The sequence below is a fragment of the Arthrobacter sp. MYb224 genome (genome assembly GCF_002975455.1).
Classification (GTDB): Bacteria; Actinomycetota; Actinomycetes; order Actinomycetales; family Micrococcaceae; genus Glutamicibacter.
In genome coordinates this window covers 178767-202073 of sequence record NZ_PCPU01000005.1, presented here as the reverse complement: position 1 = coordinate 202073, position 23307 = coordinate 178767, and the positions used below count along the sequence as shown (strand labels likewise).

At 61.7% G+C, this 23307-nt stretch carries 20 protein-coding genes; 12 read left to right on the top strand and 8 right to left on the bottom strand.

Annotation, left to right across the window (positions count from 1 at the left end; all coding sequences use genetic code 11):
- Positions 1-89: 89 nt before the first annotated feature.
- From CQ017_RS11525 to CQ017_RS11510, 4 genes are read left to right on the top strand one after another with little or no spacing between them, the layout of a single operon-like run.
- Positions 90-560 carry a hypothetical protein gene (locus CQ017_RS11525; RefSeq protein ID WP_105553829.1) on the top strand — a complete coding sequence of 157 codons (471 nt, stop codon included), beginning with the start codon at positions 90-92 and terminating at the stop codon, positions 558-560.
- Positions 561-562: 2 nt separating this feature from the next.
- Positions 563-1210 (top strand): Rnase Y domain-containing protein, encoded by a 648-nt coding sequence (locus CQ017_RS11520; protein ID WP_105553828.1) that lies wholly within the window; start codon positions 563-565, stop codon positions 1208-1210.
- 52 nt (positions 1211-1262) lie between these two features.
- The gene (locus tag CQ017_RS11515) at positions 1263-2039 is read left to right on the top strand and encodes a TM2 domain-containing protein (RefSeq protein ID WP_258133600.1); all 777 of its coding nucleotides are present in this window, start codon (positions 1263-1265) and stop codon (positions 2037-2039) included.
- Positions 2040-2051: 12 nt separating this feature from the next.
- Complete coding sequence (locus CQ017_RS11510) at positions 2052-2330, top strand: hypothetical protein (RefSeq protein ID WP_096287545.1); 279 nt, start codon at positions 2052-2054, stop codon at positions 2328-2330.
- Positions 2331-2439: 109 nt separating this feature from the next.
- Here CQ017_RS11510 and CQ017_RS11505 read toward each other — a convergent pair whose 3' ends face one another.
- From CQ017_RS11505 to CQ017_RS11485, 5 genes are all read right to left on the bottom strand, one after another.
- Positions 2440-4215, bottom strand: a complete 1776-nt coding sequence (locus tag CQ017_RS11505; RefSeq protein ID WP_105553826.1) for a biotin carboxylase N-terminal domain-containing protein — start codon at positions 4213-4215, stop codon at positions 2440-2442.
- A 319-nt stretch (positions 4216-4534) separates the two neighbouring features.
- Entirely contained in the window at positions 4535-5173 is a 639-nt protein-coding gene (locus CQ017_RS11500) for a nucleoside triphosphate pyrophosphatase (protein WP_105553825.1), read from the bottom strand.
- Positions 5170-8610 carry an MMPL family transporter gene (locus CQ017_RS11495; protein WP_105553824.1) on the bottom strand — a complete coding sequence of 1147 codons (3441 nt, stop codon included), beginning with the start codon at positions 8608-8610 and terminating at the stop codon, positions 5170-5172. The genes CQ017_RS11500 and CQ017_RS11495 overlap by 4 nt, the downstream gene beginning before the upstream one ends.
- Before the next feature lie 3 nt (positions 8611-8613).
- Entirely contained in the window at positions 8614-9285 is a 672-nt protein-coding gene (locus CQ017_RS11490) for a TetR family transcriptional regulator (protein WP_096287537.1), read from the bottom strand.
- A 139-nt stretch (positions 9286-9424) separates the two neighbouring features.
- Positions 9425-10807, bottom strand: coding sequence for a dicarboxylate/amino acid:cation symporter (locus CQ017_RS11485; RefSeq protein ID WP_176484225.1), 1383 nt, complete (start codon positions 10805-10807; stop codon positions 9425-9427).
- Positions 10808-11312: 505 nt separating this feature from the next.
- On the opposite strand from CQ017_RS11485, the gene CQ017_RS11480 reads away from it, so the two are divergent.
- Positions 11313-11702 carry a VOC family protein gene (locus tag CQ017_RS11480; RefSeq protein ID WP_105553823.1) on the top strand — a complete coding sequence of 130 codons (390 nt, stop codon included), beginning with the start codon at positions 11313-11315 and terminating at the stop codon, positions 11700-11702.
- Positions 11703-11763: 61 nt separating this feature from the next.
- Here the strand turns inward: CQ017_RS11480 and CQ017_RS11475 are convergent, their stop codons facing one another.
- The 3 genes from CQ017_RS11475 to CQ017_RS11465 all read right to left on the bottom strand — a co-directional run bounded on the left by CQ017_RS11475 (position 11764) and on the right by CQ017_RS11465 (position 15438).
- A complete protein-coding gene (locus tag CQ017_RS11475) occupies positions 11764-13431 on the bottom strand; it encodes a DUF885 domain-containing protein (protein WP_105553822.1) in 1668 nt (555 codons plus the stop codon).
- A 131-nt stretch (positions 13432-13562) separates the two neighbouring features.
- A complete protein-coding gene (locus CQ017_RS11470; protein WP_105553821.1) occupies positions 13563-13781 on the bottom strand; it encodes an acyl-CoA carboxylase subunit epsilon in 219 nt (72 codons plus the stop codon).
- Positions 13782-13827: 46 nt separating this feature from the next.
- On the bottom strand, positions 13828-15438 hold the full coding sequence (locus tag CQ017_RS11465) for an acyl-CoA carboxylase subunit beta (RefSeq protein ID WP_105553820.1): 1611 nt from the start codon (positions 15436-15438) through the stop codon (positions 13828-13830).
- A gap of 195 nt (positions 15439-15633) precedes the next feature.
- Between CQ017_RS11465 and CQ017_RS11460 the strand changes: the two genes are divergently transcribed.
- The 7 genes from CQ017_RS11460 to CQ017_RS11430 all read left to right on the top strand — a co-directional run bounded on the left by CQ017_RS11460 (position 15634) and on the right by CQ017_RS11430 (position 23302).
- Positions 15634-16491 carry an NAD(P)-dependent oxidoreductase gene (locus tag CQ017_RS11460; RefSeq protein ID WP_105553819.1) on the top strand — a complete coding sequence of 286 codons (858 nt, stop codon included), beginning with the start codon at positions 15634-15636 and terminating at the stop codon, positions 16489-16491.
- Positions 16492-16530: 39 nt separating this feature from the next.
- Positions 16531-17397, top strand: coding sequence for a biotin--[acetyl-CoA-carboxylase] ligase (locus CQ017_RS11455; protein WP_105553818.1), 867 nt, complete (start codon positions 16531-16533; stop codon positions 17395-17397).
- Between the two features lie 86 nt (positions 17398-17483).
- Positions 17484-18035, top strand: coding sequence for a hypothetical protein (locus tag CQ017_RS11450; protein WP_105553817.1), 552 nt, complete (start codon positions 17484-17486; stop codon positions 18033-18035).
- Positions 18032-19243, top strand: coding sequence for an adenylate/guanylate cyclase domain-containing protein (locus CQ017_RS11445; RefSeq protein ID WP_105553816.1), 1212 nt, complete (start codon positions 18032-18034; stop codon positions 19241-19243). Before CQ017_RS11450 ends, CQ017_RS11445 begins: the two co-directional genes overlap by 4 nt.
- Positions 19244-20173 (top strand): PP2C family serine/threonine-protein phosphatase, encoded by a 930-nt coding sequence (locus tag CQ017_RS11440; protein WP_105553815.1) that lies wholly within the window; start codon positions 19244-19246, stop codon positions 20171-20173.
- 87 nt (positions 20174-20260) lie between these two features.
- Complete coding sequence (gene ligA / locus CQ017_RS11435) at positions 20261-22504, top strand: NAD-dependent DNA ligase LigA (protein WP_105553814.1); 2244 nt, start codon at positions 20261-20263, stop codon at positions 22502-22504.
- Positions 22505-23302, top strand: coding sequence for an inositol monophosphatase family protein (locus tag CQ017_RS11430; protein WP_105553813.1), 798 nt, complete (start codon positions 22505-22507; stop codon positions 23300-23302).
- The last annotated feature ends 5 nt before the right edge of the window (positions 23303-23307 follow it).

Genomic DNA, 23307 nt, shown 5'->3' with positions numbered 1-23307 from the left:
CAGCACAAGCTGGCATCCGGTTGGGCCGGGCCAAGTTTGGGGACGCGGTCCGGCCCAGCAGATCTCATCACTTTCCAGGAGGTATCGACATGTCGGAGACAGCGGACCACGCGCCAGCTGAAACCAGCGAATTGGAGCAAGCAACGCGCTTGCCGCGAGGGTGGATGCTCCCGGCAGCAATTGGGGGAGTTGCCGGTTGCCTCATCGGTGCGCTGGCGGTTGCCGGCATGTCAAACCCTGGACTATTTGCCGGCGGGCCGGACTTTGCGGGCGCCGTGGAGGAGTGCGAAGTTTCCGCGGAAGGCTTTCTCGTGCTGGATGACGGCGAGGCGCTGCAGCTGGACAGCAAAGGCAGTGACGTCTGGGATTCCGGAACGGAGGACTTCGCGCAGATTGCCTGCGTACTGACCGGGCTGGAGGTCCCAGGAGCGGTGATCAGCAAGATCGACAGCACCCGGGCGCTGGATGGCCGCCAAGACGACAGCTGGGATGGCGTGGCGATTTCCTGGTCCTACCACCCCGACTCCGGGGTGGACATTCTTCTAGAAAAGGAGCGGTAACCATGAATTCCACCGAGCAATCCTCCGCAGTTGGTTCTTCGGACGTCAACGGAAAGCGCCGCGGATGGTTCAAACCGTTGTTGGCGCTCGTGGTCCTGCTGGGAACGCTGGCCGTCGGTTTCCTAGTCGGAACCGACAGCATGGATCCGACCCAGAGCGAGGAATACGCCGCTCTGGGGGTCGAGAAGTCCGCCGTGGAAGGCGAACGGGATGCCTTCGAGGAGGCACGCGACGAGGTGCGGCAGGAACTCGACGAGTACCGGACCGAAACCGAAACCCGGGAAGCCGAGCTGGCTGAACGCAGCGACGAGCTGGATTCCAGATCCAAGGCGCTCGACGAGCGCAAGGAGGAGCTGGATGAATCCGATGCGGCACTGGCCGAACGCGAGAAAGCCGTCGGCAAGGCCGAGGACGAGAAAGAAGCCAATACCGTCAGCAACGGCGTGTGGACCATTGGCGTGGATATCAAGGCCGGAACCTACAGGTCTGACGCGCCAGTCTCCAGCGACTGCTATTGGGCTGTGCTCAAAACGGGGACCAATGGGGACATCATCGACAATGACATCCCTGGCGGCGGACGTCCTTCGGTCACCGTGGGCAAGGGCCAGGACCTCGAGCTGAGCCGTTGCGGTACCTGGACCAAGCAATAACTGATCATCACTACCTATGACGCAGCTTCTGGCTGCGAGATTGAGGAATATCATGTCCAACCATATTCAGCAGGCTTATGGGGCTCCGGGTTATCCCGGTGACCAGGCGCCAGCAAAATCATTTGTCGCCACCTGGCTCTTGTCCTTGTTCTTCGGGTTCTTCGGGGTGGACCGTTTCTATCTCGGCAAGATCGGTACCGGAGTGCTGAAGCTCTTGACCTTCGGTGGTCTGGGAGTGTGGGTGCTGATCGACTGGATCATCATCCTGACCGGCTCGATGCGCGACAAGTCCGGCAGGTTGCTGGACGGCTACGCTAAGTACCGACTCGTTGCGTGGATTGTCACCGCCGCGTTGCTGGTCGTGGGGATGGTGTCGGGCGGTAGCAGTGCCGCAATGCTTGCCAAGACGGCCGCAGACGTGCCGGCGGTGTCGCAGCAGGCAGATCCCAGCTCCGCGGCAGCAGCCCCGGCTGAAACAGAAGAAGAAGCCGAAGACCCGGTCGGCGAAGCCGTCGAAGAGGCTGCAACCTGGCAAGAAGTGGTCACGATGGAAGGCGGAACCGACAAATCCAGCTCCACCTTCGAGCTGACTGGCGCGGAAGCCCGCATGACGTACTCGTTCGCCGGCGGCGAGGATTTCGCCATCGGTGCCATCTACGTCTTGGAAGAAGGGATCGTGCTGCTCGAAGACGGAGGTCTTCCCGAGGTCATGCTTGATGGCCCTGCAGAGGATGAAACTGCCCTCCATAAGAGCGCGGGCACTTACTACCTGGACGTCAATGCGGCGAACTTCAGCGGGTGGACCGTCACCATCGAAGAGCTGCGGTAGGGCCGGGGGACAATGAAATATCTGCTGTCCAAAAAGGCGGAAGTCCTTGTATCTGCTATGTTCCTCACCGGTTGCCTGGCCATTGCCGCCTCCAACATTCTGGACAACATTGACGAAGCCACACGCGGGGCGGAGCCCAACTACCTGATCACCGGAGTCTGGGTACTGGTCGCATTAGTGCAGATAGTGCTCTTCTTCATGCACTTGAGCGCCTTGCGCACCTACAAGCGGTACGTTGCACAAACCGGAAAAGCGCAGGAAGCCAAAGCCGGACCGGAGAACCTGGAGTAGCCACCTCCAAGATTCCGGCAGGGAAGGGCCGGGCCAGAAAGCAAAAACCGGGCTTGTTTGACCTTGGAATCCAAGGTCAAACAAGCCCGGCTTTGTGCTGCCTGTTAGATTAGTCGGCGTCGACGATCGAGGCGATCACGGCGCCGGAGGACAAGGATTCACCGGGGCTGACTTCCAAGCCCTCGATCTTGCCAGCGCGGTGCGCGGTGATTGGCTGCTCCATCTTCATCGCTTCGAGCACCACAACCAAGTCTCCTTCGGCTACGGTGTCACCGCTTTCAACGGCTACCTTCACGATGGTTCCCTGCATGGGCGAGCGCAGCTCGGCGCTGTTTCCAGCGGCGGCGGCCCCGGCCTTGCGGCCCGGCTTGCGCTTCTTCTTGGCGGCCTTGTCATTCGCGGCGGCAGAGGCCGCGCCCAGCGAGGCGGGCAAGGTGACTTCCAAGCGCTTGCCGGCAACCTCAACGGTGACCGAGGTGCGTTCGGCAGCTCCTTCCGCCTCGGCCTGCGGCATCGGGTGCGGCTCGATGACGGTGGCGAATTCGGTTTCGATCCACCGGGTATGCACCGTAAACGGCCCCGATTCGGGCACGAAGGCCGCATCGCTCATCACCGCGCGGTGGAATGGCAGCACCGTGGCCATGCCTTCGAGCTGGAATTCTTCCAGCGCGCGGCGGGCGCGGGCCGCGGCGATCTCACGGGTGGAACCGGTGACGATCAGCTTCGAGATCATCGAGTCGAAGTTGCCCGAGACGCTCTCGCCGGCTTCGACGCCGGAATCCACGCGCACTCCGGGGCCGGTGGGCAGAGTCATCTTGGTGATGGTGCCAGGAGTGGGGACGAATCCGCGTCCGGCGTCTTCGCCGTTGATGCGGAACTCGAAGGAGTGGCCGCGGACCTCGGGGTCCGTGTAGCCGAGCTCTTCCCCGCGGGCGATGCGGAACTGCTCGCGGACCAGATCCAGCCCGGTGACCTCTTCGGAGACGGTGTGCTCCACCTGCAGGCGGGTGTTGACCTCGAGGAAGGAAATGACGCCATCCTGTCCCACGAGGAACTCGCAGGTGCCGGCACCGGTGTACTTCGCCTCGCGCAGGATCGCCTTGGAGGATTCGTAGAGCCGGGTGATCTGGGCTTCGCTCAGGAACGGCGCCGGGGCCTCCTCGACAAGCTTCTGGTTGCGGCGCTGCAAGGAGCAGTCGCGGGTGGAGACCACCACGACGTTGCCCTGGACATCGGCCAGGCACTGGGTTTCCACATGGCGCGGCGCATCCAGGAAGCGCTCGACGAAGCATTCGCCGCGGCCGAAGGCCGCGATGGCTTCGCGGACTGCGGACTCGTAGAGCTCGCCGATGTCTTCGCGGTTGCGTACCACCTTGATGCCGCGTCCGCCGCCGCCGTAGGCGGCCTTGATCGCCAGCGGCAGGCCGAACTCGTCGGCGAATGCGTAGACCTCTTCGGCCGAAGCGACCGGATCCTTGGTACCCGGAACCAGGGGAGCGCCCACCTTCTCGGCGATGTGGCGTGCCTTGACCTTGTCGCCCAGCTGGTCGATGGAATCCGGGCTGGGGCCGATCCAGGTCAGGCCCGCGTCGATGACGGCCTGGGCGAAATCGGCGTTCTCGGCCAGGAAGCCGTAGCCGGGGTGGATCGCGTCGGCGCCGGAACGCTGCGCGATATCCAGAATCTTCTCGATACGAAGGTAGGATTCGGCGGCGGTGGTGCCGCCCAGTGCGTAGGCTTCATCTGCCAGGCGCACGTGCAGCGCATCGCGGTCCGAGTCGGAGTAGATCGCAACCGATTCGATTCCTTCATCGCGTGCTGCACGGATAATTCGCACTGCAATCTCGCCGCGGTTGGCGATTAGCACCTTCGTCAATGGATTCATGGGTGAACCTTGTCTATAAAAAATTAGGGTTTCTCACCTAGGAGCCTATCGGCTTTGTGGGAAGTATATGTACTTATCCGGAAAATCTGGGGTGTTAGGCCGATATTTTTAGAGGGTTCCTACAAAATGTGCTGCCATTTGAGCCAAAGGCAAAACTCCTGATGTCCAGCGGCCTAACAGGCACCGTATTCCGCGCTTCGGTTTACCCTGTTTCGCGGGGCGCGCCGGTGAACCGGCGGCCAACGGATTCGAGGGGGATCGTTAAACACCGCGTCCCTGCCCGAGAATAAATCTTGGACAGGGAGCGGGCGGCGCATGCTTACTTCCAGAGGCTCACAATCGGGATTCCGGCTTCCGCCAGCAGTTCGCGCAGCACGAAGATATCCAGGCCCACCACGTTTTGGAAGTTCCCTTCGATGGACTCGATGAAGGCCGAGGCCAACCCGTCGATGGTGAATGCGCCGGCGCAAGGCAGCGGTTCACCGCTGGCCACGTAAGCCTCGATTTCTTCGTCGCTGACCTCGGCGAAGTGCACTGTGGTCGAGGAGACACGTCCCCTCGCGCCTTGCGGGTCGGCGGTGTTGACCAGCCAGTGCCCGGAATGCAGGATGCCGGTGGCGCCACTGAGCTGCTGCCAGCGTTCGCGGGCCACCTCGGCGGTATAGGGCTTGCCGTAGGCCACGCCATCGAGCTCGAAGACGGAGTCGCACCCCAGCACCACCGTGCCCTCGGGGTGCTCAGCTGCGGCGACGTTCTCGGCCTTGGCGCGGGCCAGGAGCAGCGCGGTTGCTTCCGGGCTTTGCGGACCGCCGGCGCTCACGGCGGCTGCCAGCACGGCATCCTCGTCAACGCGCGACACCTGGGTTCCGAAGGCCAGCCCGGCATCGGCCAATAGCTTTTGCCGCCCCGCGGAGGCGGAGGCCAGCAGCAGCCGGGCGCTTTCATTACTTAAGGTCATACGGTTACCTCTTCCTTGGCCGAGGCTTCGCCGAGCGGCCGCTCGGCCTTGCGGTCCAGCATCTCATTGAGCTTTGCGCCCTCGACATCCACGTCTGGAAGGATCTTATCCAGCCATTTCGGCAGGTACCAAGCCTTGTCGCCCAGCAGGTGCATAATCGCTGGAATCAACGTCATGCGTACCACGAAGGCATCAAAGAGCACCCCGGTAGCCAAGGCGAAGCCCAACGGCCGAATCATTGACAGGTGGGAGAAGATGAATCCGGCAAACACCGCGATCATAATCAGCGCGGCCGCGGTCACCACCGGTGCGGCCATGGAGAAGCCCGAGCGCACCGCGTCCCTGGCCGACAATCCGTGGGCGTAGTGCTCACGCATCGCCGAGACCAGGAACACCTGATAGTCCATGGCCAAACCGAAGAGGATGCCGGTGAGCAGGATCGGCAGGAAGCTCAGCAGCGGGCCGGGGACATTGACGTCGAAGACCGAACCCATCCAGCCGAACTGGTAGACCATGACGCTGGCCCCGAAGGCCGCAGCCAGCGAAAGCAGGAAGCCGCCGGTTGCCAACAGCGGAACCACTACCGAGCGGAAGACCAGCAAGAGCAGGACCAGCGAGAGCCCCACCACGATGGCCAGATACGGTGGCAAGGCTGAGGTCACCTTCTCCGAGACATCGATCTGCGCTGCGACCTGGCCGGTCACCGCGATCTTGGCGCCCGTGGCGTCGTTGATCCTCTGGGCGTCGCCGCGCAGCTCGTGCACCAGCGCTTCGGTGGCGGCGGAGGCGGGGCCATCTGCCGGGATCACCTGGATCGCGGACAGCGACCTGTCTTCGGTCATGGTCACCGGGATGGCGGCGACCACGCCGTCGTATTCGCGGAGCATATCTGCGATATCCAATGACTTGGATTCGGCCTGCCGCTCGGATAGGTCTGCGGGAAGGTCCGCGAGGACCAGCAGCGGGCCGTTGTAGCCGGCGCCGAACTTGTCGCTGGTCTGCTGATAAGCCTGGAAGGCCTGCGAGTCGGCGGCTTCGGCGCTGCCGTCGGGCAAGGCGGTACGCATCTGCGATACCGGGATCGAAATGGCGCCGAGCACCACGACCACCAGCAGCGACACGGGAATCGCGATCTTGGTGACCAGGCGGACCCAGCGAGCCGAGACAGGTTCCTTGGCCACCGGCTTGTCCGCCTTCTTCCGGGCACGCTGGGACACCAGCTTGGGCCCGGCCATGGCCAGCAGGGCGGGAAGCAGCGTGATGTTCAGCAGCACCGAGCAGAGCACGGTGAAGGCCGCGGAGAGTCCGAGCACCGTCAGGAACGGCAGGCCCGGGACCGCGAGGGCGGACAGCGCGATGATGACCGTCAGCCCGGCGAAGACCACGGCATTGCCGCTGGTACCCACCGCGCGGGCGATCGATTCACCGACCTCCATGCCGGAGAGCAACTGCGTGCGGTGGCGGTGAATGATGAACAGCGCATAGTCGATACCCACCGCGAGTCCCAGCATCAAAGCCAGCGCGGGGGTAATCGAGGCCATGGTGAACATCGAGGAGAAGGCAAGCGTGGTGCCCACCCCGGCGCCAACACCCAGCAGGGCGAGCAAGAGGGGCAGTCCGGCGGCGATCAGCGTGCCGAGCATAACCAGCAGGACAACGGCGGCGATCACTACGCCGATGATTTCGGCGGTGCCGAAGACCTCCGAGATGTCCTGCAGGATCTCCTTGGAAAAGAGCACCTCGACACCGGTGGACTGCGGCCCGCTGGCGATCGCGGTGATGGCTTCACGATCCGAGGCGGTCAATGCGTCGGTAGCGATGCGGAAGCTGACTTGGGAGACGGCGGTGGAGCCATCTTCGGAAACGAAACGCATGTCCCCGCTGGCGCCTACCTGGCGGGAGGCGAACTCAAGTTCGGCTCGTCCGCTCTCGAGGTCCTTTTCTCCCTGGGCGATTTCCTTTTCGCCGTCTTCGAGCTCTTTGGTCTTTTCCTTGATAGTAGTTTCGGACTCGCGCAGTTGTTTCTCTGCGTCCGCCAGTTGCGCTTTGCCCGCTACGAAGGCGGCCTTTTGCTTGTCGAATTCTGCCTGCCCCGCGTTGAGCTCGGCGCGGCCGGATTCAAGCTCGGCACGCGCCTGCGCCAGCTTTGACTTGTTCGCATCGATTTCTTGCTTGCCCGAGGCAAGTTGCGACTTGGCCTGATCAAGCTGCTTTTTGGCGGAGGCCAGTTCGCCGCGGTTAGCTTCGAGCTCCTGGCGGCCTTCCGTGGCCTGGGTGGCCCCGGCATCCAATTCCTTGCGCGCGGTATCCAGTTGCTTCAGGCCCGCCTCGGCCTGGCCGATCTGCTTCAGCGCGGCGTTGGCCTGGGCCTTGCCCTCGGTGGCCTGCAGCTTGGCGGCATTCAGGTCGGCGAGGCCGCCCTGCAGTGCCGTCAGCTTTTCGGTGTACTCGCGAATCAGGGCTTCGTCCCCCTCGGCTTCGGCCTGTTTGAGCGCCTGTTCGACTCCGGGGATCTGGGATTCCAGTTCCGAGATTTGCGGTTCAATGGTCTTCAGGCCCTCTTCGGCCTTCGCCAGGCCCTCGGTGGCCTGCTCTTTGCCGGCAACTAGTTCCTTGTCAAACTGGCTGCGGGACTTGCCGTCCAGAAGCTTGTCCAGCCCCGCCCGGTATTCTTCCTCGCCTGCGTTCAGCTGCGCCTCTGCCTGATCGAGCTGCTTTTCTCCGGCCTCGAACTGGCTCCGCCCGGACTGGTACTTTTCGAATCCCGCATTGTATTCGGCGAGGCCCGCCTTGTATTTCTTTTCGCCGTCGTTCAGCTGCGCCTGCCCGCTGTTCAGCTGGGTTTCACCGGCGCGTAGCTCATTCCAACCGGCGGCCAGCTTCTTTTCGGCCGCGGCGATCTGCGGCTCGGCGTCCTCGATTTCCTTGGTGCCATCGAAAAGTTCGGACCAGCCCTCGGTGATCTTCTTGTGGCCGTCCGCGAGCTGTACCTTGCCGTTAGCTACCTGTTCCTTGGCATCGTCGAGTTCTTTCTGCCCGTCCACCAGTTCTTGTTGGGCGTTGTCCAGCTCGGGCTTGGCGTCATCAAGCTGTTTCTGCAGTTCGAAGGGGCTCATGGCCTCGACGACCTGCGGATGCAAGGCCAGCTGATCCAGGGAGTCCTGGATCGCCGATTTCTGGTCCGCGTTCAACTCGCGGTTTGAACCTTCACGGAAGACGATGGTGCCCTGTCCGCCGGCAAGATCGGGGAGTTCTTCCTTCATCCGGTCCATGGTGCGCTGGGTTTCGGTGCCCGGCAGGGTGAAGGTGTTCGACAGCTGCCCCATGAACAGGCTGGCACAGACGCCGATGGCGATAAACGCCGCAATCCACATGGAGAGCATGCGGAAACGGTGCCTGTGGGCCCACGAGGCGAGGCGGTAAAGGAACGTAGCCATGGCTTAGTCTTCCTTGAGCGAGTTTGGTGCGGTCAATGGCAGCGAGTTGAAACCCGCATCGAGTGTTTCCATGGCCCGGGTGATGAGCCGATGGAAGGAAGAGATGAGTTCGTCGGAAACGTGCAGCCCGGTCGCATCCGGCTCGGGCAGCTGGTCGATCCACGTATCGAAGGCCGCTTGCCCGGCCCCGAGGATGGCATGCGTGAACACGCGGATGGAGTAGGCATCGGTATGCGGGTACCGGGCGGCTATTTTGGCGATGACGTCGCCGGTGGCGCTTTGCCAGGCAATGAAATTCGGCGGGTAGCAGGTTCCGTTTTCCTGCCGGCGCAGATAGGCGCCGAATTGCGCGACCTGCCCCAAAAGCTCGGTGGCCCGCTCGGATTCCAAGGCGCGGACCACTGCTTGCATCAGTGGCAGCTGGTCGGTCAGGGGAGTTAATGTCTCGACCATGTGTTCGAGCACCGCGTGCAGGGGGTAGGACAAGATTGCATCTACGGAGGGGAAATAATTGAACAGGGTGCGCCGGGAAATGCCGGCAATTTCGGCGATTTGGGTGGCGGTGATCGCCGTGCCGTGCCCCTCGCGCAGCAGTCGAAGGGCGGCGTCGACGATCGCCTGATGCGTCGCCTGCCTATTGAGTTCGCGGCGCGTGCCGGTGCCATTGGAAGTCACGTAATTACACTACGTGCAAACTTGCACGCTGTGCAAAGTGGGGAGTTGTGTTCTGCCCCACGAAAAAGCGGTCGGCATCCTCCTGATGGGAGGATGCCGACCGCTGGGTGCTGCTCAGGCCGCTCGGACCTGAGGGGAACTAGGCATTTGCCGACGTTGCCGCCGACTGATCCTGGGTGGCCGCGATGCTGTCGTCGGCGAATGGATTGCCATTGCGTGGGGCGTTGTACAGCTCCGCATCCAAGATGCCTTCGCGCTTGGCGACAATCGTTGGGACCAAGGCCTGGCCGGCCACGTTGACCGCGGTGCGGCCCATGTCAACAATCGGATCAACCGCGAGCAGCAGGCCAACGCCGGCCAGCGGAAGTCCAAGGGTGGAGAGGGTCAATGTCAGCATCACTACCGCTCCGGTCGTGCCGGCAGTAGCAGCCGAGCCCAGAACCGAAACCAGGGCAATTAGCAGGTAGTCGGTCACGCCGAGGTCAATTCCGAAGAACTGCGCCACGAAGGTGGCGGCAATCGCCGGATAGATGGCTGCGCAACCATCCATCTTGGTGGTTGCACCCAAGGGGACGGCGAAGGATGCGTAGCCCGAGGGCACGCCGAGGTTGCGTTCGGTCACGCGCTGAGTCAGCGGCAGCGTGCCGATGGAGGAGCGGGAGACGAAACCGAGCTGCACCGCGGGCCACACCCCGGAGAAGTACTGCTTGATGGAAAGGCCGTGGGAGCGAACCAGGATGGGGTAGAGGGCGAAGAGCACCAGGGCCAGACCGATGTAGATGGCGAGGGTGAACTTGCCCAGCGCCCCAATGGTGTCCCAGCCGTAGCTTGCGACGGCGTTGCCGATCAGGCCAACGGTGCCGAGCGGGGCGATGCGGATAATCCACCACAGCACCTTTTGGATGATCGCGAGGATCGAAGCGGAGAAGGCCAGGAATGGTTCGGCCGCCTTGCCGACCTTCAGCGCGGCAATGCCCACGGCGATGGCGATCACCAGGATCTGCAGCACATTGAAGCTGATCGAGGTGGTGGCCGCATCCTCGGCGAGCTTGGTGCTTGCGCCCAGGCCCAGGAAGTTCGAAGGGATCAGCCCGGTCAGGAATCCGAGCCAGTCGCCGGTCTTGCCGTCGTACTCGGCCGGTGCGCTTTGGCCGGTATTGGCGCCGGGCTGCATCAGTACGCCCAGTCCCATGCCGATGGTCACGGAGATTAGCGCGGTGATGCCGAACCACAGCAGGGTCTGCCAGGCCAGGCGTGCAGCGTTTGTCACCTGTGCCAGATTGGCAATGGAAGCAACCACTGCGAAGAAAATCAGCGGGATGACGGCCGTGCGCAGCAGGGCAACGTAGCTGGAGCCGATGATCTGCAGGGCTTCACCGAGCGCGTTGGGTTCCTCGGAAGTGCTGCCGGTGTACTTGGCGACCAGGCCGAGGATCAGACCGACGATCAACGCAGCGATAATCTGCGGACCGAAACTGGTCATCCAACGAGGCAGTCGGGATGAAGGTGCGGTGTTAGACATGACTAAAACGGTATGCCGGAAAACGCCAACCATCGCAGTTAAAGTTACGCAACATTACGATTCTGGATTATTCCGTTATTGACAGCTCAATTACTGTGCGACCGGTCACCGATCTGGGCTGAAATCCAGAGGTGTTTTGCGGATTGCGACGAGTGCCCCGGCATTCGGAGGTGCCCTGCGCGGCGTACCGGAGGCCTCGCCCAGGAGTTTCCAGATGGATTTTCGTAGGTAATTATGCTTCCAAGGATTTGGTTATTGCCGGTGAAATACAAGATGGCAGTACGAACGGTCGGCGCCAGGCGAAAACGCGCAACGAACGGTCTCAGCAGTTCTTGGGCTCCGGGCTGCACGCAATGGAATGGCACCGCGTACTGGCGAACTGCACCGCCTGCGCAGGGGTCGGTCCGCCGGCTGTTGACGATGGCCAGTTGGCTTTGAAAGTCGGTAGATTGGATGCCGCTAGGGGATTCGCCTTAGGCGTGCGACGACGAACATCGGAGAAATCATGCGGGTATATATCACTAGCGTCATGGTTGATGACCAGGCGAAGGCCGAAAAGTTCTACACCGAAATTCTCAGATTTGTGAAGAAGCACGATGTGCCGGTGGGTGAATTCAAATGGCTGACACTTGTCTCGCCAGAAGATGAGGCAGGCGTCGAGGTCCTGCTGGAACCTGCCGAGCATCCGGCGGCGCGACCATTCCAGGCGGCTCTTTTCGCCGATGGCATTCCGCTGACCTCATTCGCGGTTGACGATGTCCGGTCCGAATATGAGCGTTTGCGCGCCCTGGGCGTGCGGTTCACCCAGGAACCCACAGAGATGGGCCCGGTGACCACTGCCGTATTGGATGACACCTGCGGAAATCTGATCCAGCTGTCCAACTACCGCGGTTAATGACGCGGCAGGAGCCGTTGGCTGCCGGGAATCCCCGGCAGCCAACGGCTTGGCTAGCTGCCTAGCTGCGCAGGGCGCGGTTGAGCGTATCAAGTCCCACCGAGCCGAGTTTCAGCGCCTTGGTGTGGAAGTCCTTGAGCTCGAATTGCCCGCCATCGTGGGCGGCAACCTCGTCGCGGGCCTGCTCCCAGAGCCGCTGGCCGATTTTGTAGCTGGGGGCCTGGCCCGGCCAACCGAGGTAGCGGTTGTATTCGAAGTCCAACTGGCCCTCGGTGAGATCCAGATTCTTCTGCAAGAACTCATACCCGTTATCGGCGTCCCAGGTTCCGGTGCCCCACTGGGGAGGAACCGCCAGGGCCAGATGCACGCCAATGTCGAAGACCACGCGGGCCGCACGAATGCGTTGGGCATCAAGCATGCCCAGATAGTCGCCCGGATCATCGAGGTAACCCAGCTTGTGCATCAGCCGCTCGGAATACAGCGCCCACCCCTCGCCGTGGCCGGAAACCCAGCAGAGCAGCCGGCGCCAGCTATTGAGCGTGTTCGCCTGCATTTGCGCGGTACCTATCTGCAGGTGATGGCCCGGTACCCCTTCGTGGTACACGGTGGTCAGCTCCGACCAGGTGGAGAACTGGTCTTCGCCCGGCGGCACCGACCACCACATGCGTCCGGGGCGGGTGAAATCTTCCGAGGGCCCGGTGTAGTAGATTCCCCCGTCTTCTGTCGGGGCGATCAGGCACTCGATTCGATCCATCGGGGCTGGAATATCGAAGTGCCTGTCGCGCAGCTCGGCAATCGCCTTGTCGGCTTTGTCCTGCATCCAGCTCTTCAGGGCCTCGGTGCCGTCCAGTTTGCGCGCCGCATCAGCGTTGAGGATCGCCTTGGCTTCCTCGATGGAGGCGCCGGGCTTGATCAGTTCGGCCACGCGCTGCTGCTCCGCGATGATCGCATCTAGCTCGCCGACTCCCCAGGCGTAGGTCTCGTCCAAATCAACCGATGCACCCAGAAAGCGGCGGGACATCAACGCGTAGTATTCACGGCCTGCCGCATCCGCCTCGGGGGCCTGCGCCAGCAGTTCTTCCCGAAGCATTTGCGCAAGCTTCAGGTAGGCGTTCTTCGCCACGGACGCTCCGGCGTGCAGCGACTCGGCGAGCTCGGGGTCTTGCTCGGCACCGGAGGTGGCTAGCCGATCGAAGAACCCACCGTCTTTTGCATAATCCCGGCACTGGCCGGCGACGATCTTCACCTGACGCTTAGCCGACACCAACCCCTTGGAGGCCGAATCGCGCAATGAGGCGATGTAGCCGTCAATCGCCTGCGGGACGTTGGCAAGCCGGGCGGCCACAAATGCGAAGTCCGCTGCGCTCTGCTGCGGCATGAGGTCGAAGACCGAGCGGATTTCCTGCGCCGCGCAGGCGATATTGTTCAGCTCGGTGCGTCCGGTCAGCTGGATTTCCAGATCCAGGCCGAGCCGCTCCTGCATCGCATCGAGGGTGACCGAGTCGATGTCATCTTGTGGCTTCGCCGCCTCAAGGTCCGCGAGAGTCTCCCGTAATAGCTCGATCTGCTGATCGGTGCCCTTGGGGGAGTAGTCGGAATAGGCCGACTCGTAACCGGGGAGTCCGAATGAAACGCCGTACTCCGGAACTAATTCGAGAGTCTTGGCAAAGAAATTTTCCGCAATGGCGTCGATGCCCGTCGGCACGCGCTGCGTAGCAGTGGATGTCATGGAGCTAACACTAATAGATATGAAAGATTTGTTGAAGAGTATTGGGTAATTGCCGGCACACTTGTTTGGAATGCGATAAACCCCGGAGCCCTGTCTTTCGACAGAACGCCGGGGTGCAATACCAGCTGCCTCTAGCGTCGGCCTAAGCTCCAGCCGAGGCGGGGAGTCAGCGCGCGGCGTTTGCGAATGCGTGCCACGCGCTGTGGTTCGACTGGCATATCGTTTTCTGCCGGTGCGGCGGTGCCCATCGCCGTGAGCAGCGCGGTAACCGCCGCGAGTTCCTCGGCGCTGGGCTTGCCCTTGGTCACGGTGATGAGGGCGGCCGCATTGGCGGTGCTTTGCTCGGGCACAGGCTACTCCTTGAGAAAATTAGTTGCTGGTCAATGAGTCCGCCGCTTACAGCGGGATATTGCCGTGCTTCTTCGGGGGCAGGCTCACATGCTTTTCACGCAGCGCGCGCAGCCCGCGCACTAGCTGCAGGCGGGTCTCGCTCGGGGCGATCACCGCGTCGATGTAGCCAAGCTCGGCGGCCTGGTACGGGTTGAGCAGCTCCGCCTCGTAGTCCTCGATAATTTGCTTGCGGCGCGCCTCGACGTCTCCGCCTTCGGCTTCTACCGCGGCCAGATCGCGGCGGTAGAGAATATTCACCGCGCCCTGTGCTCCCATGACGCCGATCTGCGCCGTCGGCCATGCCAGGTTGAGGTCTGCGCCAAGCTTCTTGGAGCCCATCACGATGTACGCTCCGCCGTAGGCCTTGCGGGTGATCACGGTCAGCTTCGGCACGGTCGCCTCGGCGTAGGCATAGAGCAGCTTCGCGCCGCGGCGGATGATGCCTTGGAATTCCTGGTCCTTGCCGGGCAGGAAGCCCGGGACGTCCACGAAGGTCAGGATCGGGATATTAAAGGCATCGCAATTGCGCACGAAGCGGGCTGCCTTCTCCGAGGCGGCGATATCCAAGGTGCCGGCAAACTGCATCGGCTGGTTGGCGACCACGCCTACGGTGCGCCCCTCGACGCGGGCGTAGCCGATCATGACGTTCGGCGCGTAGAGCGCCTGCATCTCGAAGAAGTGAGCGTCATCGACAACCGACTCGATCACCTTGCGCATGTCATATGGCTGGTTCGCGGAATCAGGAATCAACGTGTCCAGGGACAGGTCATCGTCGTTGAGTTCCAGGTCCTCGTCGAATTCAGCGATAATCCCGTCGGCGAGATTCGAGGAAGGCAGGAAGTCCAGCAGTTCCTTGCAGAACTCCACGGCGTCTTCCTCGTCGGTGGCCAGATAGGTGGAGGTGCCGGTGTTCGCGTTGTGCTGGCGTGCACCGCCCAGGGACTCCATGTCGATCTCTTCGCCGGTGACGGTCTTGATGACGTCGGGGCCGGTGATGAACATGTGGCTGGTCTTGTCGACCATGATCACGTAGTCGGTCAGCGCGGGGGAGTACGCCGCGCCGCCGGCGCTCGGGCCCATGATCAGTGAAATCTGCGGGACGACGCCGGAGGCGTGGACGTTGTTGCGGAAGATGTCCGCGAACATGGCCAGCGAGGCGACGCCTTCTTGGATGCGTGCTCCGCCGCCGTCGAGGATGCCGACGACCGGGCAGCCATTGCGCAGCGCGAATTCCTGGACCTTGACGATTTTCTCGCCATTGACCTTGGAGAGGGAACCGCCGTAGACGGTGAAGTCCTGCGAGTATACGGCGACAAGGCGGCCATCCACGGTGCCGTAGCCGGAAACGAGTCCATCGCCCAGGGGCTTCTTCTTTTCCATGCCGAAGGCGGTGGAGCGGTGCACTGCAAGGGCATCAAATTCGATGAAGGAGTCTTCGTCCATCAGCATCTCGATGCGTTCGCGTGCGGTGTGCTTGCCGCGGGCGTGCTGCTTTTCGATGGCGGCTTCACCCGAAGGCGCCTGTGCCAGACTCTGGCGGCGGCGGAATTCGGCAAGCTTGCCGGCGGTGGTGGACAGATCGATTGATTCTTCCGTCTCGGTACGGCCCTGCGTCATGCCTTCGACTCCCTCGGGTTATGTCTTATGTGTAGGAATGGCACAAGAAAAATGCCAACTAGGTCAGTCTAACCGGGAAAATTTCGGTTTTTGTTGTAGGAAACTTACAAATTGGCCCCGGGGAGAACGTGAAGCACGCCAGAATAAGTTACTCACGAGTAGCTTAGTGCGGCGACATCGCGTAATCTAGGTCACATGACTAATGAATTGCGAGCCGACATCGCCCCTGACATCTCACAACTTAGCGGCCGAACCATCGTGATGAGTGGTGGAAGCCGCGGCATCGGATTGGCCATCGCCGAAGCTGCGGCAAAAGCCGGAGCAAATATTGTCTTGCTGTCAAAGACAGACACGCCACACCCCACTCTGGAAGGCACCATTCATTCTGCGGTAGCGAAGATCAACGCCGCCGGAGGCCAGGGGCTGGCGGTAGTCGGAGACGTGCGTGAAGATGCGGACGTCCGGCGCGTGGTCGATGCGGCGGTCGAAAAATTCGGCGGCATCGACATCGTCATCAACAACGCCTCCGCCATCAACCTGGCCAAAACGGATGACCTGGACATGAAGCGCTACGACCTGATGCAGGACATCAACGTGCGCGGCACCTTTCTGCTGTCCAAAACCGCGCTTCCCTACCTGCGCCAATCGACGCACGCGCATATTCTCACCTTGTCGCCGCCGCTGAACCTCGACCCGCACTGGGCGGGCCTGCACCTGGGCTACACGATGGCCAAATATGGCATGTCATTGACCACCCTCGGGCTGGCCGAAGAGCTCAAGGGCGAGGGCGTCGGGGTGAATTCCCTGTGGCCGGCAACCCTCATCGATACCGCAGCCATCCGGAGCTTGCCAGGGGGAATGAAAATGATTCAGGCAGCACGCACCACGGACATCGTTGCGGACGCGGCGATGTGCATCTTGGCCAGCACTCCGTCTTTGGTGAGCGGGAATTTCTTCACCGACACCCAGGTGCTGGAGCTTTCCGGGGTAACCGACCTGGAAAAGTACTCGGTGAATCCCCAGGCCCAACTCATCGAGGACATTTTCCTTTAGAACCGAAGTTCGGTGCCGTGCGTGTCATAGAGTTGAAGGATGAATCCTGAAACATCCTCGGCGCGTGCGGCACTGGACCCGTTGCCGCTTCATGAATTGGCCGCGCAACTGCGGCTGGGATTTATCAAGGTGCTCGCTACCTCGGGTTCCACCAACACCGAGCTTGCCCAGCTGGCAAGCTCCGGCGCCGCCGGGCACCTGAGCGTCCTATTCAGCGAGCATCAGCAGCAGGGCAAGGGGCGGTTGGGCCGCGAATGGGTAACGCCGGCCGGGTCGGCCATCACGGTCAGCGTCCTCGCTTCGCCGGGCACTGCTATGGAGCCAGAGTCCTTGTCCTGGTACACCATGCTGGCGGCACTGGCCTGGTCGCAGGCCGTAGAGGAACTAGCGCCGGTGAAGCCGCGCATCAAATGGCCCAATGATCTGCTTGCCGGAGACCGGAAAATCTGTGGAATTCTTGCCCAGCTGGTGCAGACGCCGCAAGGATTCGCTGTAGTCGTTGGAACCGGGATCAATGTAGATCAAGAAGCCTCGGAGCTTCCCGTTGCCACGGCAACCTCGCTGCGACTAGCCAGCGGCACCCGGGTCGACCGCGGTGAGCTCCTAGCCGAATATCTGCGTCGCTTCACCGCATTGGATGCCGCTTTTCGTGCGGTGGGCGGGCAGAGCACCGCGTCGCTCGGAGAATATTCCGGCCACTCCTTGCGCGACCTCGTCGCGGCTCGTCTGGCCACCCTGGAGCAGGACGTCCGCGTCGAATTCCCCGATGGATCGCAGCTGCTCGGACGTGCGGTGCAGTTGGCCGAGGACGGAGCGCTAGTGGTGGAAAACGCTTCGGGCCAAAGCCAACGAATCTTGGCAGGCGACGTGCACCATGTGCGGCGCGCCGACGGCAAATACGCGTAACAGGCGAAGCACAGAATACGCGGACTAGTATTAGTGGAGAAGACTGTACAGAAGAACCTGCGGTAGGAGGGGCGAGGAACTAGACGATGAAGGTGCCGTTACATGACAGGGAGCGCGTGGTCATCAAGACCCGAGAACATTCCCGAGTGTTACGCCAACCTTTTGCCGTCTTTTTATTCCTCACCGCCGGGTGCGCGTTCTTGCTGGGCTACCTTTCACGCCATGACCTCTCGGACTGGCTCGCGAGCGAATCCGATCTATGGATGGTTCTCAGCCTGGTGCTCTGGTTCATTCTGGTGCTGATTTGGTGCGTGACACCGTGGGTGCGTTGGCTTCGCAGCTGCATCATCTTGACCACCGAGAGAATCTTGTTCCGGACCTCTTTTGGGCGCGCGGACCTTGAATCTGTCGGACTTTATTCCGTGCGCGACGTAATTGCGCACACCAAACAACAAGCTGCGATCACGAAACCAGGGGCCTTGGACGTTGTCTTAAGCCATGGACATGTGCGTATTATGCATGTGCCCGCAGTATCTTATTTCCGCACGTTGGCTATCGAAATGATGAGCAACTTGCATAATCAGCAGTCATCGAACTCCCAGGTAGATGCATCGAACAGTGAGGGCATTGGACAATGAGCACCGACAACTCCAATCCATCACGCCCAGATACCCCCTTGGCGGCCTCCGAAGCCGTACGCGAGGCACGCGGGCACACGGCAAACCATGAGATCCCGGCGGAGCTAGACCCGATTGCGGAACTTGCACAGGCAATGGAGAGCCCCCTGCAGGTACCTGACCATGCTTCCGACGCGGTCAAGGACCACATGGCCGAATTGGAAAAACGGCTGATCGGTGGACAGCGCGAATTCAAGCGGCGAGAAGTCGCCGCCGATGCGGGGGTCTCGCTACTTTCGGCGCGCAAACTTTGGCGCGCCATGGGCTTTCCCGAGCTCGGCGACGATGAGGTCTTCTTCAGCGGACGTGACACCGAAGCCCTGAAGACCATGGTCGACCTGGTCCGCGAGGGCAAGCTCACCGACGAAACGGCGATCTCGCTGATGCGCTCGGTCGGCCAGATGACCGATCGGATGGTCGTATGGCAGGTCGAGGCGATCGTCGAGGACATGGTTGCCAACCAGAATATGAGCGACCGGCAAGCCCGCCGCCAACTACTCGAGAGCCTGCCCGAACTTATCGGCCCTCTGGAAGAACTGCTGGTTTATTCCTGGCGCCGCCAGCTCAATGCCGGCATCCACCGGCTGGCGCTGCGCGCCGAGGCCGGGGTGGCTGCCTACAATCAGGACTCCAGCGATAGCGATGACACGCCGTTGCCGCTTGCCCGCGCGGTAGGTTTCGCCGATTTGGTTTCCTACACCTCACTCTCGCGCCGGATGAATGAGCGCACCTTGGCGCAAATGGTCCAGCGCTTTGAGTCCAAGAGCGCCGAAATTATTTCGGTCGGCGGCGGTCGCTTGGTGAAAACCATTGGCGACGAAGTCCTATACGTTGCCGAAACCCCGCAGGCAGGTGCCCAGATCTCCTTGGCCCTTTCCCGTGAGTTCGAAGCGGATGAGCTCTTGCCACGCACTCGTGTGGCCGTGGTGTGGGGACGATTGCTTTCCCGCCTGGGCGATATCTACGGTCCGACGGTGAACCTCGCCGCTCGTCTGACTTCCCTTGCCGAGCCTGGGATGGTGCTGACCGATGCGGTAACCGCCAATACCTTGAAACAAGACGCCCGATTCATTCTGACCGCGCAAGAGGTGACCTCGGTGCGTGGTTTTGGTGATATTCAACCCTATGAACTCTCCGCTGGCGAGGGTGGCAGGCTGGTGCTGGACTAAATGGAAACCGAACAGCACTCAGAAAGCTTCCGCCTTGCGGTGAGCGGACAAACCCACGTGGGTCTGAAGCGTCAAGACAATCAGGACCGTATCCTGATCACCGACGTGATCCAGGCGGTAGCCGACGGCATGGGCGGGCACGAGGCCGGCGAGGTCGCAAGCCAGCTGGCGGTGGAGACCCTCGAAGAGCTCAATACCTTCAGCTTCAAGACCGTGGTGCCGCGTCTGCCCACCGTGGAACAGATCCAACGCCAGATCCAACTGATCGATGACCGCATTCGTGATGCCCTGGAGTCCCGTGGCGGCACGACCCTCTGCGCCTTGGCGCTGGTCCGCAGCGCCGGCCCGGGGCAAGACCAGATCAGCCAGCCAATGGTGGTTCCCCCGTGGACCGGCAGTTTTAAGATGAGCCAGAACACCGACGTGCTCAGCAAGATTACCCCCGAGATGCTGGCCGAACACCGCGCCCGGACCGAGAAGGTCAGTGCGGAAACCCAGAGCACCGGCGAATATACGAGCCTGCTATTGGTGAATGTCGGAGACTCGCGAGGGTATCGTTTGCGCGGGCAGGAACTGCGCCAGCTCACCCGGGATCATTCGGCCGTACAGGAAATGGTTGATGCCGGACAGATCACCGAAGCCGAGGCTCGCAGCCATCCGCATCGGAATCTCATTACACGGGCGCTGGGTGCCGGTGCCGACAGCCAGCCCGATCTCACGGTGCTCCAGCCACGCATCGGCGACCGCTACCTGTTGTGCAGCGATGGGCTGAGCGGGGAGCTGACGGAGATGAATATCCAAGAACTCCTGATCAACCACCCGGACCGCCAAGAGGCTACCCAGGTTCTGACCCAAGCGGCATTGGAGGCCGGGGGCCGTGACAACATCGCGGTGGTAGTCATCGATGTGTTGCCTGACACCGGTTCCTAATTACCGGGCGTGCTAGAGGCCAAAGCGTCGGCCGGGTGGGGCACAATTGGATACGTGAGTGAAAATCCAGTAACACCAGCAGACTCAATGATGACCCCACCGGATAGCGTTCGGGAACGCTATGAGACTCTGGTGGAACAGATACGCGCACATCGCGAGGCTTACTACCAGCAGGACGCTCCGCTGGTCCCCGACGCGGACTACGACGCGCTATTCCACGAACTGCAGCTGGTGGAGAGCCAATACCCAATACTCATGGGGCAGGATTCACCCACACTTGAGGTGGGCGGCGAAGTCAGCAGCGCCTTTGCGCCGGTCAAGCATGCAAGCCGCATGTACTCGCTGGAAGATGTTTTCACGCTTGAAGAGCTGGATGTCTGGCTCGAACGAGCCCAAGCGAATGCCACGAAGCTACGTCCCGAATCTCCGGTTAGCTGGCTGTGCGAAGTCAAAATAGATGGATTGGCGCTGAACCTGACCTATCGGGACGGCAAGCTCGTGCGCGCGGTGACCCGCGGGGATGGAACCACCGGGGAAGACGTCACGCACAACGCGCTGACCATCTCCGATATCCCGCAAGAACTCTCCGGGTCCGGCTACCCGCAAGAATTCGAGGTGCGCGGTGAGGTTTACATTGCCACCAAGGACTTCAACGCCTACAACGAGATGCTGATCGCCGAAGGAAAAGCACCGTTGGCGAATCCACGCAATGCCGCCGCGGGCTCGCTTCGGCAAAAAGACCCGCAGCAGACTGCCAAGCGTCCGTTGCGGATGTTTGTGCATGGGCTCGGACGCAGTCGGGACTTCTCGATGACCCACCAGTCCGAGGCCTATGAACTAATGCGCGGTTGGGGCCTTCCGGTCTCGCCTTATGGCCGCGTTGTTACCTCGCGTGCCGAGGTTACGGACTACATCGCCGAGAATGGCGAAAAGCGGCATGAGCTGATCCACGATATCGACGGCATTGTCATCAAGGTCGATGACCTGGCCACCCAGGAACAGCTCGGTTATACCTCCCGCGTCCCACGCTGGGCTGTGGCCTATAAATACCCGCCCGAAGAGGTCCACACCAAACTGCTCGACATCCAGGTGCAGGTAGGACGCACCGGACGGGTGACCCCCTTCGGCGTCATGGAACCGGTACTCGTGGCCGGATCCACTGTTGCCCGGGCAACCTTGCATAACCAGGAAGTGGTCAAGGCAAAAAATGTGCAGATCGGTGACACGGTCATCTTGCGCAAAGCCGGAGACGTGATCCCGGAGATCGTCGGCCCGGTCCTCGCCTTGCGCGAAGGCAATGAGGGCTTGCGGGACTTCGTGATGCCCACCGAATGCCCATCCTGTGGCCAGCCGCTGGCTCCGGCCAAGGAAGGCGACGTGGATATCCGTTGCCTCAACGCCGAATCGTGCCCGGCTCAGCTCACCGAACGCGTTGCCTACCTAGGCGGGCGCAGCGCCCTGGACATCGAGGCACTGGGCTACGAGGCAGCCGCGGCCTTGACCAGCGGCCCCGGAGAAGACCCAGCCACCCAGGGCGGTGTCATCCTCCCGGCGGGCCCCGGCCCGCTGCGCAATGAGGCCGAGCTTTTTGACCTGAAGGACAAGCTTGAACAGCTTTCCGAGGTCAAGGTGTGGCGGGAGAAGCGCGCCAAGGGAGAAGGCACCGGGGAATTTGAACTGGTGCCGTACTTCTTCACCAAGCCCACCGCCAAAAAGCCGTCGGTTGCCACGAAAGGCACCGAGAAGCTCTTTGACGAGCTGGAAAAAGCCAAGAGCAACCCGCTCTGGCGCGTACTGGTCGCTTTGTCGATCCGTCATGTGGGTCCCAATGCTTCGCGTGCGATCGCTACCCGCTATGGATCCATGGACGCGGTGCTAGCGGCCCTCGATTCAGCTAACGCGGTGGAGGAACTGAGCCAGATTGACTCGGTGGGTTCGATTATCGCCGAGGCGCTGGTGGACTGGTTCAAGGTTGACTGGCACCGTGACATCGTCGCCAGTTGGCAGGCCGCCGGGGTGAAGATGCATGACGAACAAGATGAAAACGTCCTCAAGCACCTAGAAGGCCTGGCCATTGTGGTCACCGGTACTTTGGAGAATTTCTCCCGGGACACCGCTAAGGAAGGCATTATCATCCGCGGCGGCAAGGCCACCGGAAGCGTGTCCAAAAAGACCGACTTCCTCGTAGCCGGCGAAGCCGCCGGGTCAAAGCTGGATAAGGCGCAGTCGCTCGGGGTGCCGGTATTGGACGAAGCAGGGTTTGTAGTACTGCTCGAGCAGGGCCCCGACGCGGCACGCGAAGTTGCATTGACAGCAAATCAAGGAGTCTAAGTGGAAAACAACAAGGCCGCACACGACCCGCTGGTGCTCGTAGCACGCCGCGCCGCGGCGGCCGGCGCCGAGGTGCTCTCCAAGCGTGACGTGGAAAAGTTCAACGTTGACGAGAAATCTGCGGCGGGAGACTGGGTCACCGACTTTGACCGGGCCGCCGAGGAAGCCATTCGTGCCACGATCATCACCACGCGACCTAATGACGAACTGACCGGCGAAGAGTATCCGAGTCGGAAGCCGAGCAATCCCAGCGGCTACCGCTGGAGCATCGACCCGCTCGATGGCACCACGAACTTTGTTCGCAACATCGCCTACTACTGCTCATCGGTGGGCGTGTGCCAGAAGCAGGAGGACGGAACCGATTTGTGGTTGGCGGCGGCCATTGTCGCCCCGGCCTTGCAAGTCGAATACTTCGCCGGCCGTGGACTGGGAGCTTGGAAGCATGATTTGCGTACCAAGAAGATCACCAAGCTCGCCGGGCCGGTTGAATCCGACGCCAAGTTGTTGGGCACCGGTTTCGGCTATGACGCGGAACGCCGCGGCTTCCAACTCGGGGTCTTGGAGGAGCTTCTGCCTGATTTTGTGAATATCCGTCGAATCGGCTCGGCAGCACTGGATCTGTGTTTGGTCGCCGAAGGCTCACTCGACGCGTACGCCGAATTTGGCACTCAGGAATACGATTGGGCGGCCGGCGCTTTGATTGCCGAGGAAACGGGCACCCCGGTGGGTCGTCCCGTGGGATATCCGGGATGGCAGTACGCCGGACTTGTAGATACCGAGAAGCTGGTCAACCCCTAGCGCAT

Coding starts and splice junctions, on each gene's coding strand:
- CQ017_RS11460 (WP_105553819.1), top strand. CDS start 15,634: ATGACTAATGAATTGCGAGCCGACATCGCCCCTGACATCTCACAACTT.
- CQ017_RS11525 (WP_105553829.1), top strand. CDS start 90: ATGTCGGAGACAGCGGACCACGCGCCAGCTGAAACCAGCGAATTGGAG.
- CQ017_RS11480 (WP_105553823.1), top strand. CDS start 11,313: ATGCGGGTATATATCACTAGCGTCATGGTTGATGACCAGGCGAAGGCC.
- CQ017_RS11475 (WP_105553822.1), bottom strand. CDS start 13,431: ATGACATCCACTGCTACGCAGCGCGTGCCGACGGGCATCGACGCCATT.
- ligA (WP_105553814.1), top strand. CDS start 20,261: ATGATGACCCCACCGGATAGCGTTCGGGAACGCTATGAGACTCTGGTG.
- CQ017_RS11455 (WP_105553818.1), top strand. CDS start 16,531: ATGAATCCTGAAACATCCTCGGCGCGTGCGGCACTGGACCCGTTGCCG.
- CQ017_RS11450 (WP_105553817.1), top strand. CDS start 17,484: ATGAAGGTGCCGTTACATGACAGGGAGCGCGTGGTCATCAAGACCCGA.
- CQ017_RS11500 (WP_105553825.1), bottom strand. CDS start 5,173: ATGACCTTAAGTAATGAAAGCGCCCGGCTGCTGCTGGCCTCCGCCTCC.
- CQ017_RS11515 (WP_258133600.1), top strand. CDS start 1,263: ATGTCCAACCATATTCAGCAGGCTTATGGGGCTCCGGGTTATCCCGGT.
- CQ017_RS11465 (WP_105553820.1), bottom strand. CDS start 15,438: ATGACGCAGGGCCGTACCGAGACGGAAGAATCAATCGATCTGTCCACC.
- CQ017_RS11520 (WP_105553828.1), top strand. CDS start 563: ATGAATTCCACCGAGCAATCCTCCGCAGTTGGTTCTTCGGACGTCAAC.
- CQ017_RS11485 (WP_176484225.1), bottom strand. CDS start 10,807: ATGTCTAACACCGCACCTTCATCCCGACTGCCTCGTTGGATGACCAGT.
- CQ017_RS11510 (WP_096287545.1), top strand. CDS start 2,052: ATGAAATATCTGCTGTCCAAAAAGGCGGAAGTCCTTGTATCTGCTATG.
- CQ017_RS11445 (WP_105553816.1), top strand. CDS start 18,032: ATGAGCACCGACAACTCCAATCCATCACGCCCAGATACCCCCTTGGCG.
- CQ017_RS11505 (WP_105553826.1), bottom strand. CDS start 4,215: ATGAATCCATTGACGAAGGTGCTAATCGCCAACCGCGGCGAGATTGCA.
- CQ017_RS11495 (WP_105553824.1), bottom strand. CDS start 8,610: ATGGCTACGTTCCTTTACCGCCTCGCCTCGTGGGCCCACAGGCACCGT.
- CQ017_RS11440 (WP_105553815.1), top strand. CDS start 19,244: ATGGAAACCGAACAGCACTCAGAAAGCTTCCGCCTTGCGGTGAGCGGA.